This window comes from Melioribacteraceae bacterium (genome assembly GCA_019638015.1).
In the GTDB taxonomy this organism is placed as follows: Bacteria; Bacteroidota; Ignavibacteria; order Ignavibacteriales; family Melioribacteraceae; genus JAHBUP01.
The window spans coordinates 2,057,006-2,070,298 of sequence record JAHBUP010000001.1 but is presented as its reverse complement, the minus strand read 5'-3'; the positions used below and the strand labels follow the sequence as shown (position 1 = coordinate 2,070,298).

General features: G+C 33.4%; 15 protein-coding genes. 1 reads left to right on the top strand and 14 read right to left on the bottom strand.

What is annotated here, in order from left to right; genetic code table 11:
* Window positions 1–6: 6 nt before the first annotated feature.
* The 11 genes from guaB to KF816_08805 form a co-directional block, all read right to left on the bottom strand.
* The gene (gene guaB, locus KF816_08855; GenBank protein MBX3008120.1) at window positions 7–1,485 is read right to left on the bottom strand and encodes an IMP dehydrogenase; all 1,479 of its coding nucleotides are present in this window, start codon (window positions 1,483–1,485) and stop codon (window positions 7–9) included.
* 42 nt (window positions 1,486–1,527) lie between these two features.
* Window positions 1,528–2,697 carry an acyl-CoA dehydrogenase family protein gene (locus KF816_08850; protein ID MBX3008119.1) on the bottom strand — a complete coding sequence of 390 codons (1,170 nt, stop codon included), beginning with the start codon at window positions 2,695–2,697 and terminating at the stop codon, window positions 1,528–1,530.
* A gap of 75 nt (window positions 2,698–2,772) precedes the next feature.
* Window positions 2,773–3,417 carry a regulatory protein RecX gene (locus KF816_08845; protein ID MBX3008118.1) on the bottom strand — a complete coding sequence of 215 codons (645 nt, stop codon included), beginning with the start codon at window positions 3,415–3,417 and terminating at the stop codon, window positions 2,773–2,775.
* A complete protein-coding gene (gene recA / locus KF816_08840; protein MBX3008117.1) occupies window positions 3,414–4,466 on the bottom strand; it encodes a recombinase RecA in 1,053 nt (350 codons plus the stop codon). The genes KF816_08845 and recA overlap by 4 nt, the downstream gene beginning before the upstream one ends.
* A 10-nt stretch (window positions 4,467–4,476) precedes the next feature.
* Window positions 4,477–5,031 (bottom strand): RNA 2',3'-cyclic phosphodiesterase, encoded by a 555-nt coding sequence (thpR, locus tag KF816_08835; protein MBX3008116.1) that lies wholly within the window; start codon window positions 5,029–5,031, stop codon window positions 4,477–4,479.
* Window positions 5,021–6,277 (bottom strand): competence/damage-inducible protein A, encoded by a 1,257-nt coding sequence (locus KF816_08830; GenBank protein ID MBX3008115.1) that lies wholly within the window; start codon window positions 6,275–6,277, stop codon window positions 5,021–5,023. Before KF816_08830 ends, thpR begins: the two co-directional genes overlap by 11 nt.
* Window positions 6,278–6,284: 7 nt before the next feature.
* Window positions 6,285–6,752 (bottom strand): phosphatidylglycerophosphatase A, encoded by a 468-nt coding sequence (locus tag KF816_08825; protein ID MBX3008114.1) that lies wholly within the window; start codon window positions 6,750–6,752, stop codon window positions 6,285–6,287.
* Window positions 6,745–7,335, bottom strand: coding sequence for a CDP-diacylglycerol--glycerol-3-phosphate 3-phosphatidyltransferase (gene pgsA, locus KF816_08820; GenBank protein ID MBX3008113.1), 591 nt, complete (start codon window positions 7,333–7,335; stop codon window positions 6,745–6,747). Before pgsA ends, KF816_08825 begins: the two co-directional genes overlap by 8 nt.
* A 9-nt stretch (window positions 7,336–7,344) precedes the next feature.
* Complete coding sequence (locus KF816_08815; GenBank protein ID MBX3008112.1) at window positions 7,345–7,641, bottom strand: DUF971 domain-containing protein; 297 nt, start codon at window positions 7,639–7,641, stop codon at window positions 7,345–7,347.
* Window positions 7,641–8,534 carry a phosphoribosylaminoimidazolesuccinocarboxamide synthase gene (locus KF816_08810; protein MBX3008111.1) on the bottom strand — a complete coding sequence of 298 codons (894 nt, stop codon included), beginning with the start codon at window positions 8,532–8,534 and terminating at the stop codon, window positions 7,641–7,643. The genes KF816_08815 and KF816_08810 overlap by 1 nt, the downstream gene beginning before the upstream one ends.
* Window positions 8,535–8,594: 60 nt before the next feature.
* Window positions 8,595–10,136, bottom strand: a complete 1,542-nt coding sequence (locus tag KF816_08805; GenBank protein MBX3008110.1) for a DUF853 family protein — start codon at window positions 10,134–10,136, stop codon at window positions 8,595–8,597.
* A gap of 193 nt (window positions 10,137–10,329) precedes the next feature.
* On the opposite strand from KF816_08805, the gene KF816_08800 reads away from it, so the two are divergent.
* Window positions 10,330–10,971: a DedA family protein gene (locus tag KF816_08800; GenBank protein MBX3008109.1), complete on the top strand. Its 642-nt coding sequence runs from the start codon at window positions 10,330–10,332 to the stop codon at window positions 10,969–10,971.
* 43 nt (window positions 10,972–11,014) lie between these two features.
* Here KF816_08800 and KF816_08795 read toward each other — a convergent pair whose 3' ends face one another.
* The 3 genes from KF816_08795 to KF816_08785 all read right to left on the bottom strand — a co-directional run bounded on the left by KF816_08795 (window position 11,015) and on the right by KF816_08785 (window position 13,271).
* Window positions 11,015–11,734 carry a hypothetical protein gene (locus KF816_08795; GenBank protein MBX3008108.1) on the bottom strand — a complete coding sequence of 240 codons (720 nt, stop codon included), beginning with the start codon at window positions 11,732–11,734 and terminating at the stop codon, window positions 11,015–11,017.
* A 320-nt stretch (window positions 11,735–12,054) separates the two neighbouring features.
* Window positions 12,055–12,474, bottom strand: a complete 420-nt coding sequence (locus KF816_08790; GenBank protein ID MBX3008107.1) for an SET domain-containing protein — start codon at window positions 12,472–12,474, stop codon at window positions 12,055–12,057.
* 80 nt (window positions 12,475–12,554) lie between these two features.
* Window positions 12,555–13,271 carry a M48 family metallopeptidase gene (locus KF816_08785; protein MBX3008106.1) on the bottom strand — a complete coding sequence of 239 codons (717 nt, stop codon included), beginning with the start codon at window positions 13,269–13,271 and terminating at the stop codon, window positions 12,555–12,557.
* Between the last annotated feature and the right edge of the window lie 22 nt (window positions 13,272–13,293).

Genomic DNA, 13,293 nt, shown 5'->3' with positions numbered 1-13,293 from the left:
ACCGGATTAGTATTTTTTCGAAATTTGGTAATTAGGAGCCTCTTCAGTAATAAATACATCGTGTGGATGACTTTCTCTCAATCCAGCACTAGAAATTTTTACAAATCTTGACTTTGTTTTAAAATCAGTAATTGTTTTAGCGCCACAATAACCCATCGCTGCGCGCAATCCACCAACGAACTGATAAATTGTATCCGCAAGAGAGCCTTTGTAAGGTACTCTTCCTTCAATTCCTTCGGGAACTAATTTTTTAATATCCTCTTCCATATCTTGGAAATATCGATCACTGCTTCCCTGCTTCATGGCACCGAGTGAACCCATTCCACGATATACTTTAAAACTTCTCCCTTCAAATAATACTTTTTCTCCCGGAGTTTCATCAACCCCAGCAAGCATTCCTCCCATCATTACAGTATCAGCACCGGCGGCAATTGCTTTTGCCACATCTCCAGTTTGCTTAATACCACCATCTGAAATAACCGGTATATTCTTTCCTTTCAATGCATTTGCAACTTCAATTACAGCGCTTACTTGTGGAACCCCTACTCCGGCTACAATTCTTGTTGTACAAATAGAACCGGCACCAATACCTACTTTTACAGCGTCAACACCCGCATTTACTAATTCAATTGCTGCTTCTTTTGTTACAATATTACCAGCTATCAGCTGTAAATTTTTGTACTTCCTTCTAATTTCTTTAATAGTTTTTATTACCCCTTCAGAATGACCGTGGGCAGTATCAACGGTTATAACATCAACATGTGCAGCTACTAACGCTTCAACACGTTCAAAAGTATCTTTTGATACCCCGACAGCAGCGCCAACTCTTAAGCGTCCCAAATCATCTTTACAGGCATTTGGGAATTTTTTCTTTTTGATGATATCCTTATATGTAATAAGTCCCTTAATAATACCTTTTTTATCAACTACTGGAAGTTTTTCAATCCTATACTTATGGAGTGTTTTTTCTGCTTCGGCTAAGGTTGTACCAAGAGGTGCAGTAATAAGATTATCCTTGGTCATTAATTGAGCGACCGATAAATCTCTATTTGGTTCAAAGCGCAGATCACGATTAGTTAAAATACCTATAAGCTTATTCTTTTCATCAACAACGGGGATCCCAGAAATATGATATTTCCTCATAATTAATTCAGCTTCACGAATTGTTTTTTCAGGAGAAAGTGTAATTGGATTTACGATCATTCCACTTTCTGACCGTTTAACTTTATCTACTTCATCAGCTTGCTTTTCAATGGTCATATTTTTGTGAATCATTCCAATACCGCCCTGTGCCGCCATAGCAATTGCCATTTGAGATTCTGTAACTGTATCCATAGCAGCAGATAAAAAAGGTATCCTCAAAACAATATCTCTTGTTAAAAATGATGAGATTTCGGTCTGCCGAGGAAGTACTGTTGATTTTGCAGGTATCAATAAAATATCGTCAAATGTTAAACCTTCAAATTGAATCTTGTTGTTTTTCATTAATCCCTCAGATATTTAAAGAAAAAACCACATAAGTGGTCTTTATTCAAATGCTGAATAACCGGTGATATCTTCACCAATTATCAGAGTATGCATTTCGTGAGTGCCCTCGTAAGTTTTTACAGATTCCAAATTTTGTGCGTGTCTCATTATTGGGTATTCATCTAAAATTCCATTCGCGCCAAAAACCTCTCTCGCTACTCTGGCGATATCGAGTGCCTTTTCACAATTATTTCTTTTCGCCATTGAAATTTGAGTATGCCTTATTGTTCCTAAATCTTTCAATCTTCCCAACTGCAGATTTAACAACTGTGCTTTAGTGATTTCCGTTAACATATAAACCAATTTTTCTTGCGTCATTTGATAAGCAGCAATTGGTTTGGAAAATTGTACTCTTGATTTGGCATAATTCAACGTGGCATCATAACAAGCCATCATGGACCCAACAACTCCCCAAGCAATTCCATATCTCGCTTGATTTAAGCACATCAGCGGGGATTTTAAACCGTTAGCAAGAGGGAGAATATTTTCCTTAGGAATTAATACATCTTCAAAAATTAATTCAGAAGTCACCGAAGCTTTGAGAGAATGTTTACCCTTCATAACTGGGGCAGAAAAACCTTTTGTGTTCTTTTCAACAAGAAATCCATTAACAACACCATTAAGTTTAGCCCAAACAACTGCGACATCGGCAATGGTGCCATTTGTAATCCACATCTTTGCGCCATTAATTACAAACCCACCATCTACTTCTTTGGCAGTAGTAATCATTCCACCTGGATTTGAGCCAAAATCAGGTTCAGTTAATCCGAAACAACCAATAGCCTCTCCTTTAGCCAATCTTGGAAGCCAATGATTCTTTTGATCTTCACTGCCGAAAGTAAAAATTGGGTACATCACCAATGAATTTTGTACCGAAATAAAACTCCTAATCGCGCTGTCGCCCCTCTCTAATTCTTGAGCAACTAATCCATAGATCACATTATTCATTTCCGCGCAACCATATTTTTGAGGAAGTGTAATGCCGAAAAGATTCATATCAGCAATATCTTTTATTAGATGATCAGGGAAAGTGGATTCGCGGTAGTGTTTTTCAATTAAAGGGATTATTTTATCATCAACAAATTCACGAACGGAGTTGCGTACGAGAATTTCCTCTTCAGAGAGAAGAGAATCAATATTAAAATAATCGATCCCGGTAAATTTGCTCATTAGACTTGTTCTAAATTTTGCACGTAAAGTTAGTTAAAAGGCATATATCGAAGCAATTTTAATCGCTGATTAATTCTAATAAATTTCACATTCTTCAGAATTATTCAGATATAATTTATTTAATACAGTTACAATTATTTCAGGTTCATAACCTTTTGAGAGAAGGAAACTATAAACTTTATTTTTTTCGTTTTTTATCTCTTTACTCCTATTTCTCAGTACATTTATTTTTTTTTGCGCCAATTGCATGCAATTTACTGTTGATTCCTCACTCGAGATACTTTTTAGCTTTTCTAATATAATTTCTTTAGAAATACCCCTTTTAATAAGTTCAATTTTCAGCTTACCACTCCCCACTTTTTTAAGAGTAGTTTTATCTTTAATAAATTGCTCAGCAAACTTCTCGTCATTCAAATAATTATTCTGCAAAAGATTTGCGGTAACTTCCTCAATTATATGCTCATTATATTTTTTTAATCTCAACTTCTGTTTAAGTTCTTTAATTGAATGTAGTCTCATCGAAAGGTATCGGAATGAGGAATCTTTGCATTTCTGCAAATCCGAGCGATATTTCAACTCATCTATTTTTGATTGAGATAATTCATCATGCACTCTCAATCCAAAATCAAAAACGGTTCTGTAATCAATAATAATTACAGAACCGTCATCAAAAGTTACACGAATATTATTCCCGACTTTTCTAAATGATGTAATTATCATTTACTTTTTTTGGGTTTTACCTCAGTCTCTTCTTTAACATTTTTATTTTCAACTTTTGTGAGACCAAGCGAAATTTTAAGTTCATTTTCTAATGCCTCAAATAGAGAATTATCTTCCAACATTTTTGCTTTTAGCTGATCTCTGCCCTGGAATCGGTCTTCTCTAAAAGTAAACCAAGCGCCACTTTTCTTAAGAATTCCTTTATCTGTAGCCAAATCAATTAAATCACCCGCTTTGCTAATTCCTTCATTATATAAGATATCAAATTCAACTTCCTTAAATGGAGGAGCAACTTTATTTTTAGCAACTTTCACTTTAGTTCGGTTACCGATTACATTCACACCATCTTTTATAGCAGCCACCCTTCTAATATCCATTCTTATACTTGCATAGAATTTGAGAGCATTACCGCCGGTAGTTGTTTCGGGATTTCCAAACATAACACCAATTTTACTTCTTAATTGATTTGTAAAGATTACGCATGTTTTAGATTTGCTAATCGCGCCAGTAATTTTTCTGAGAGCTTGCGACATTAATCTTGCTTGCATTCCCATTTGTGGATCCCCCATATCCCCTTCAATTTCAGAACGAGGAACAAGTGCTGCAACTGAGTCCACTACAATAACATCAATGGCATTACTTCGAACGAGTGTATCAACAATTTCAAGTCCTTGTTCGCCATAATCTGGTTGTGAAAGGAGAAGATTTGATGCATCAACGCCCAGTTTTTTGGCATAATTTATATCTAATGCATGCTCGGCATCAATAAATGCAGCTAAACCACCTCTCTTTTGAGCTTCGGCGATAATATGCAAACAGACTGTTGTTTTTCCGGATGATTCCGGGCCATAGATTTCCACTATTCTCCCTCTGGGCACTCCACCAATTCCAAGCGCTAAATCTAACGATAATGAACCTGTTGGGATAAAATCGACGGGATTAATTACTCCATCTCCCAGTTTCATTATTGTTCCTTTTCCATACTGTTTTTCGAGATTGGAAATTGTGTCTTCAATTATTTTAAGTCTTGCATCTTTGTCTGCTGACATATATCCTCCATTACTTTTTCAAATAAAAACTTGTATTAGTTTTGTAAACTGATCCAATTTTTTGCAATGTACTTTCGATTAAAGATATTTTTTCTACATTCATACAAATAGTTTCTGGCAGATAATTAAGAAATCTCTCATAATCTAATGGTGCTTGATAATCTTTAATGCGTAATAATGTTAAATGGGGTTTAAATTTTCTCCTTTCTTTTTCAAACCCAAATTCTTCAGTAATTTCTTCAATGTCATTCACTAATTTTATGAGTTCCGCTGATTCCTTGAATCCGAACCATAAAATTCGCGGATCATTAATATTCTTAAATAAACCAAATTTAGTGCTTTCTAAAACGAATGATTCTGTTTGAGAAATTGTTTTCTCTAATTTAGTATTGAGCTCATCAATTAGTTTTGTGTCAGTATCCCCTAAGAACTTCAAAGTAAGATGTAATTTTTCTTTCGGCTCCCATCTCACCAAATTATTACCACTCAATATTTTTCGCATCTCAATTATTTTATCTAGAAAACAATTTTCTAATTCGAGTGCGATAAATGTTCTAATCTTCATAAGGAATTTTAAGTAGATGTCTCCTTAACATTTCTAGTGCTGCCTGAGAAGTTCTTTCTTTGTTGAGGATTCTGTCATCACCAAACTTAAAATCTCGTGCGTAAGTTTTAGTTTCATCTGAGATACTTATAAATACAAGTCCCACCGGTTTATTTAAAGTTGCGCCAGTTGGCCCCATAATGCCAGTTACAGCGATGCCTATATCAGCTCCGCTGGTTACTCTTACGCCTTCGGCCATTTGCATTGCAACTTCTAAACTTACAGCTCCATTTTTTTGAATAATATCTTCATTCACGTTCAATAACTCTACCTTAGAAGCATTGCTATATGAGATAACACCCCGTTCAAAATATTTTGTACTTCCTGAAATATTTGTAATGCGATTTGCTATTAAACCACCAGTGCAAGATTCTGCAGTAGCAATTTTTAATCCTCTATCAGCTAAAAGCAACGCTACAACTCCTTCTAAAGTATCGGTCTCTTTACCGAATATGAATCTCCCCACTTTAGAACGGATGGTTTGTTCTATCTCGTCAAATTTATTTTGTGCTTCAACTTCATCTTTACCCTTAGTTGTAATTCTTAACCTAACACCAAATTGATTTGGTAGAAATGCCATTTTAGAATCTTTCAGAAATTCATCTAAATTGCCCAGTCTCTCAAATAAAATTGATTCGGGGATACCTGTAGTTAATAAGTTTTTTACAATAATAATTTCTTCACTACTCTTTTTTCGTTTTATAAGTTGAGGTATAACAAAGCTCTCCATCATTCCTTTCATTTCATAAGGAACGCCGGGCATTGCAATTACAATTTTTTTCTTTTCTTCAATAAAAAATCCCGGTGCAGTTCCACGGGGATTTCTAATAACTTGTGCATTCTCAGGAACATTAGCTTGGTCCTCATTTGATGGAGTTAAGGCTCTACCCCTCTGTTCAAAAAACTTTGTAATGTCATTTAAAACATCATTATTAACGATGAGCTTAGTTTTAAAATATTCCACAATACATTTACGTGTTAAGTCATCATGTGTTGGCCCAAGTCCGCCAGTAATTAAGACCACATCATTTTCATGATGCACACGCTTTAATTCTCTTAATATATCAGTTTCATTATCACCAACGACACTTGAACCTGAAACATTAATTTGATTAGCTAAAAGTCTTTCGCCAATATAAGCAGCATTGGAGTTAGTGATTTGCCCAATAAGTATTTCATCCCCAATTGTTAAGATATGAACTTTCATATATATGTCAATTAATTAAAAAATTCGTTGCAAAAATAATCAAATGAACTAAGAAAAATGCTAAAAAACCGGCGGCAACATCATCGAGCATAATTCCCCAACCCCCTTTAATAGTTTCAAGTTTTTTGATCGGGAATGGTTTATAAATGTCGAGGATTCTCCAAATTATAAATGCTACAAAAATCCACCATATTTTTTTTGGAAGAAAAAGTAACGATATCCAAGTACCTACGAACTCATCAATAGTACATTCTTTTGGATCTTTACCATAAACACTCTCAAACTTGCCGGCAATTGGAACACCAAAAACAATTAATAAAGAAATTGCAAGAATTAGAAAAGCCGGTTGTTCAAATCCGGGTATAAGATAAATTAGAACTGCGATAGCACTTGCAACAGATCCTGATGCGGTCTTCACATATCCTGTATAAAACCCTGAACCGATAGCTCTTTCAAAAAAATTAAGTTTATTCATTAAACAACTTTTTGATGAGTGTCCAATTTTCAATTATGTAGCTTAGACCTGTATATACAGTAAATATTGTTATAAAGAGCATACAATATGAAATTATCTGAGAGTAAAGTAAAGAATCCCAAAAAGCCTGATTGGTAAGATAAACAGTATCGAAAGTTCTGAGAACGTAAATAAGTAGTAAATAATATAAAAATATCATTTGAAAGAATGTTTTCCATTTAGCAAGATTGCTTGTACTAAAAGATATTTTTTTGTAATCGGCATAACCCCTTAAAAATGTTATCAAGAAATCTCTGGTTATAATTATTACAACCATCCACAGTGTTAATACATCAATAAATACAAATCCTAAAAATGCGGCAGAGGTTAAAATTTTATCTGCCAGTGGATCAACAAATTTACCCCACTCAGTTATGTAATTAAATTTTCTTGCAAGCCAGCCATCATACCAGTCGGTTAGCGCAGCAATTATAAATACACCGAGAGATATCTGAATTAGTAGAGGATCTCCCGATAAAAATAAAACTAAGAATATTGGTGTAAGTATTATTCTAAGTACGGTTAGTTGATTAGGTAAAATCATAATTCAGCATCATCGGTTTTCTGAAATATCCCGTAAATAATTAAAGTTATAAATTCCTGTATTATGATCGTCACCCCATATAATTCCGACAGCATAACTACCCACCAAATTAATACTTTTTATTTTTAGCTGTTCAGTTGAATAAATTGGAATATAGGTATCTGACTGCTTTTGCATTTCCGACACACAATTTGCGCAAGGACATAGCCTTCTTAAATTTGATAATTTAACAGTCGTTTCCTCTTCATTACTCCATATTATTTTCAAATGCTTACCTTCAGATACAGTAATTTTTTTGGGGGACATTAAATAATACTGCCAGAAAGTTTATAAATAGCTTCTTTATACTTTTTACTTGTATTTAAAATTACATCTTGAGGCAGAGCGGGTGCCGGTGGCTGCTTATTAAATTTAATTGATAACAAGAAATCTCTTACATATTGTTTATCGTAGCTGTTTTGTGCCCGCCCCTTTTGATATTCATCGAGTGGCCAAAATCTTGAGGAATCCGGGGTTAACAGTTCATCAATTAAAATTATTTTACCATCATAAAAACCGAATTCCATTTTGGTATCGGCAATTATAATCCCTTTAGTTAATGCATATTCAGAGGCTTTTTTATAAATACTCAATGCTGCATTTTTAATAACCTGAAAAGTATCGTTACCTATAATTTCAACGGCTTTGGCTTCATCTATATTTTCATCGTGATCACCAATTTCTGCTTTTGTGGATGGGGTAAAAATTGGCTCTGGTAATTTCTCAGATTCAACTAAACCAGAAGGTAATTCAATACCCGATATTTTTCCGGTTTTTTGATAATCTATCCAGCCTGAACCGCTTATGTAACCACGAACAATACACTCAATTGGAATCAGCTCCGCTTTTTTGACTAGCATCGATCTTCCTTCTAATATTTGAGCATATTTTTTACAAACTTCTGGATATTCATTTACATCAAGAGTAACAAAATGATTATCAATTAGATCTTTTGAATGATCAAACCAAAATGCTGAAATCAGATTAAGTACTTTACCTTTATCTGGAATTCCTTCATTCATAATTACATCAAAAGCCGAAATTCTATCCGAAGAAATCAATAGGTAATATTCACCCAAATCGTAAATATCTCTAACCTTTCCTCGTTTAAATAATTTAAGGTCCTCAAAATTAGTTGTTGTTATAATATTAGAGTTCATTTCACTTTCTCTTTTTATTTTAAAATATAATTAGTCGATTGCCACTAAACAAATTATTCATCAGAAAAGACTTCTCTTTCTTTTGGTCGTTCCGCTTATCCCTAAAATTCCTAGTAAACCACGGGTTACTTCTCTTGCAACGGTTCTTCCAACTTGTCGTGTTAAAGGATTATTTAATATTGATTCAATCGTACTTTTTTCTCCTTGTTTACCAGATTGCCTGCTGGATTGATCTGTTTGCTGATATGTAGGGGTTTCAATCTTTTTGAGGAGTATTTCATAGGCACTTTCTTTATCAAGACTTACGCTATATTTCTTAACGAGTTTAGAACTATTGTTAATCTCATCAATTTCATTTTCTGTAAGTATATCCATTCTAGATTTTGGTGCACAAAGTAAAGTTGAAACCAAGGGAGTAGGAATCCCCTTTTCATTTAAGGCGGTTACAATTGCTTGCCCAATCCCCAGAGAAGTTATCAATTCTTCCGTTTTATAAAATTCACTAATAGGATAATTCTCAGAGGTAAGTTTAATCATTTTCCGATCATTTGCTGTAAATGCACGCAGCGCATGCTGAATCTTCAAACCAAGCTGGCTTAATATTGCTTTAGGTATATCTGTTGGATTTTGGGTACAGAAAAAAATTCCTACACCTTTTGATCGGATTAATTTAATTATCGTCTCGATCTGATCTAAAAGAGTTTTAGAAGCATCTTTGAAAATTAAGTGAGCTTCATCGATAAATATCACTAATTTTGGTTTATCTACATCCCCCTCTTCCGGAAAAGTCGAATAAACTTCCGCAAGCAAACTTAGCATAAATGTGGAGAATAATTTCGGTTTATCCTGCAGGTCATCCAATTTCAAAATATTTATATATCCCAAACCATTCTCATTTATCCTCATTAAATCATCCGGGTCAAATGACAATTCTCCAAAAAATTGATCTGCTCCCTGTTGTTCAAGTTCAATTATTTTTCGAAGTATAGTACCAATAGAAGCCGAAGAAATTTTTCCATATTCCGTCTCAAACTCATTTTTTCCCTCCTCAGAAATGAAATTTAGAACCTTTTTAAAATCCTTTAAATCAATTAATGGCAATTCTCGATCATCACAAAATTTATAAATTACCGATACTATGCCCGATTGAGTATCATTCAATTCCAATATTTTTGAGAAGAGTATAGGTCCAAACTCAAGTAGAGTAGACCTTAGCCGCACACCCTTTTTATCCGAAATTGTAAATAATTCAACGGGGTATTGTGTTGGGATGTATGGCTCTCCTATCTTTTGCTGTCTTTCTTCAATTTTTTCATTCGATATTCCGGGTCTAGCTAATCCACTCAAATCCCCTTTAATATCCATACACAATACAGGAATTGAGTTGTCGGATAATCGTTCAATTATAATTTGAAGCGTTTTTGTTTTCCCTGTTCCGGTTGCTCCAGCAATAAGCCCATGTCTGTTTAAGGTTTTCATGGGAATATTTATTTTAAGATTTTCGATCGACTCTCCCTCTAGGAGAGCTCCGCCAAGGATAATTGAATCCCCCTTGAATTGGTAACTTGATGCAATTTGCTCTATAAATTTGGATTGATTCATATTTTCAGCTGTTCGAAATAAAGAAACCATTTTACTTCTCAATAATAGTGATTTTATTTGAAAATGATAAGTTCTGAAAAGGTTTATAAACTATTTTTTAACGATTTCGATTAAAGAAGTATGATTTATTTTATATCTTTAGCCGTCTTTTTTCAAATAATTTTAATACTAATAATCACATAAAAGGCTAATAATGGAATTTATTCAAACTTTGATTGATCTATTTATTCATTTAGATAAACATCTTCAAGAAATAATTGCACAATATGGAGTACTAACTTATTTAATACTTTTCGCTGTAATTTTCGCGGAAACTGGTTTTGTCTTCACCCCTTTTTTGCCGGGTGATTCACTTTTATTTGCAGCTGGCACATTAGCATCTCTTGGCGAGGTTTTAAATATACATCTATTATTTATTTTGTTAACAATTGCAGCCATAATAGGCGATACGGTTAATTATTGGATCGGACATAATTTCGGACTAAAGCTGTTCAAGAAGTATCCGAGATTTCTAAAAAAGGAATATTTAGATAAAACTCACAATTTCTATGAAAAATATGGTGGGAAAACTATTATAATAGCTCGATTTGTACCAATAGTAAGGACTTTTGCTCCATTTGTTGCGGGAGTAGGTTCAATGAATTATTCAAAGTTTATTACATATAATGTGGTAGGTGCGGTAGTTTGGTGCTCAATTTTTTTGTATAGTGGTTATTATTTTGGGAATCTTCCATTTATCCGAAATAATTTTTCGATAGTAATTTTAGTAATAATCATAATATCAATTCTTCCCGGATTTATAGAATATTTAAAACATAGAAAAGATAATAAATAAGAGCTCCGGTAATTAGCCCTGGAGCTCTTTAATAATATTTAAGTTATAAACTGATTCCTAGTACGTAGAAAAGATTTTCGCTTGCTGGATTTAAACTAACAGTACCAAAGACAGGCAATGAGAAACTATCAGTAATTTTAATCTCTTTTGAAACTGAAAATCCAATATTAATCAAACTAAAGCCGGTCGTCCCGTAATAAGCATTATCTGAAGGTGTTCCCCCTAAAAATAGACTCACAGGTACCTCTCCTACACTAGTAGAGTATCCAAGTTCAAAGTAAATTGGATTATCCTGAACATTATGAACAAACATATTTAAAGCAAGAGAAATTGGGAAACTTTCTGGCCCACTAATTCCAGCACTTACTTCAATATAGTGAGCGCCGGGTCCACTCGGATCATCATAATTTGCGAAGCTTCCTATTCTGGTTCCACTGTTTGGGTTTGTGTAATCAATTATTCCAAGACTCAAAGCTGACCCGGATTCTCCAAGTGAAAATCGGTAACTAGCATAAATATCAATTTCCTCTAAATTTGTCGGATTGGCGAATGAATAAGCGCCCCAAAATCCAGCTGTGAATCCCCCTTTCGTAAACTCTATTGAGGGTTGTATGCTTGGTGCATTCCCACCCAAATCAAACCCTCTCCAAACGTATCGACTAACAAAATCGGTACCTAGTGTAATTTCTTGAGCTATCGCAGAAGTTGCGAAAAGGATTACCAAAGCAATCATACGAACAGAATTAGTAAAAAATGATTTCATATTTACTCCTTATAAATTATTGAATGAGTTTAATTTAATGTTTTTCAACATACAAATATTATTTTATTGTTTATTCCCGCATGACTTAATTGATAGCATTTACTAATAAAATTAGGGAGAAGTTTTACGCATCCTTATATTATTAGGTTTTGCTGTTACAAATATATAGTATTTTAGTTTTTTGTCAAGTTAATAATTAATTTCTTTTGTGTAATTGGCTAATAACCTTAGATAATAAGGTAATGAGATGAGTTTAGAAAATTTTGATTGTGAGAATTAGTAATATCAAATAGGCTGGCTTCGATTTTAAGTATTCATTTTTACCCGGCTTTTCTGTTCCCTTCTGAAGAACATGCTGGACACGTACAAGTTTCATAAATTTCTTCGTAGGCGTAGTCTATTGTTATTTCTTCACCGGCTTTTATAGCACTTGAGGTTATTAAGTATAAAGAAGAATTATCTTTTTCCTCAATATAACAATTTGGTTCGCAAAGATGATTTAAGTACTTAATTACTTCGCTTTTTTCACAATCTATATAGTTATCCCCATTCCAGAATATATACACATTATTTTCTTCTTCCTCGCGGCGAACGCACTCATCTTCACTAATTACTTCCCCTTCAATTATCATTATAATCTCATCTTCTGGAATATCTATCAATGAAAATATTCCTTTGCCATGTACACCCGATTCTTTTACTACTAAATATTTTTCCCAGATTGGTCTTTCAGAATTCATAAGTTCATTTCTTTTTTTTGAGTGGTGCAAAAATAAGCATTATTTCTATACTTAAAAAATTTCAAATTAGCTTAATCTCATTAATAATTTCTGATATGATAATGTTTTAATTCCTTGTCAAATTGCTTTGCATTTGGGAGGAGAGTATTTAAAAATTCCCAAAATAATTTTGAATGATTTTTAACCTTAATGTGAGCCAATTCATGCAGCAATACATAATCAATTAAATGATTTGGTAAGCGGATCAAATATGCACTCAGATTTATATTATTTTTTGAAGAACAACTGCCCCATCTACTTCTAATGTTTTTAATTGTGACAGTATTAAATTCCAAGCAATGATATTGAGATAAATATTTTAATCTGTTGGGTAAATAGTCCTTTGCTTCAATTTTATAAATGTCATTTATAACCTTCCTTATTTTTCGTTGAACTTCCATAGAAAGTAAATCTTTATTTAATGGTATCCTTATTTCAACAATGCTTTCATTGATCTTGCACGAAATTGATTTCAATTTTCTTCTTGTTAATATAATTTGATGATATTTTGTTGATATATCAGAATTTTCATCAAATCGGGGAGTATTCTTTTCATAATCTAAAACTTTTGGGTAGTGTCTTTTAATCCACTTAAATTTTGATTTTGCGAACAGCTCTCCTTTTTCGAAACCATAAATCAAAGGAATAGTCACTTTAATACCCGTAAAAGGTTTGATGGATATTCCTAGATTTACAATTTTTGGTTTTCTAACTATCAATATTTTTATACCATCAATAAAAATTTCTTTTTCAAACAAAAAGCATCCTCACAATCATTTA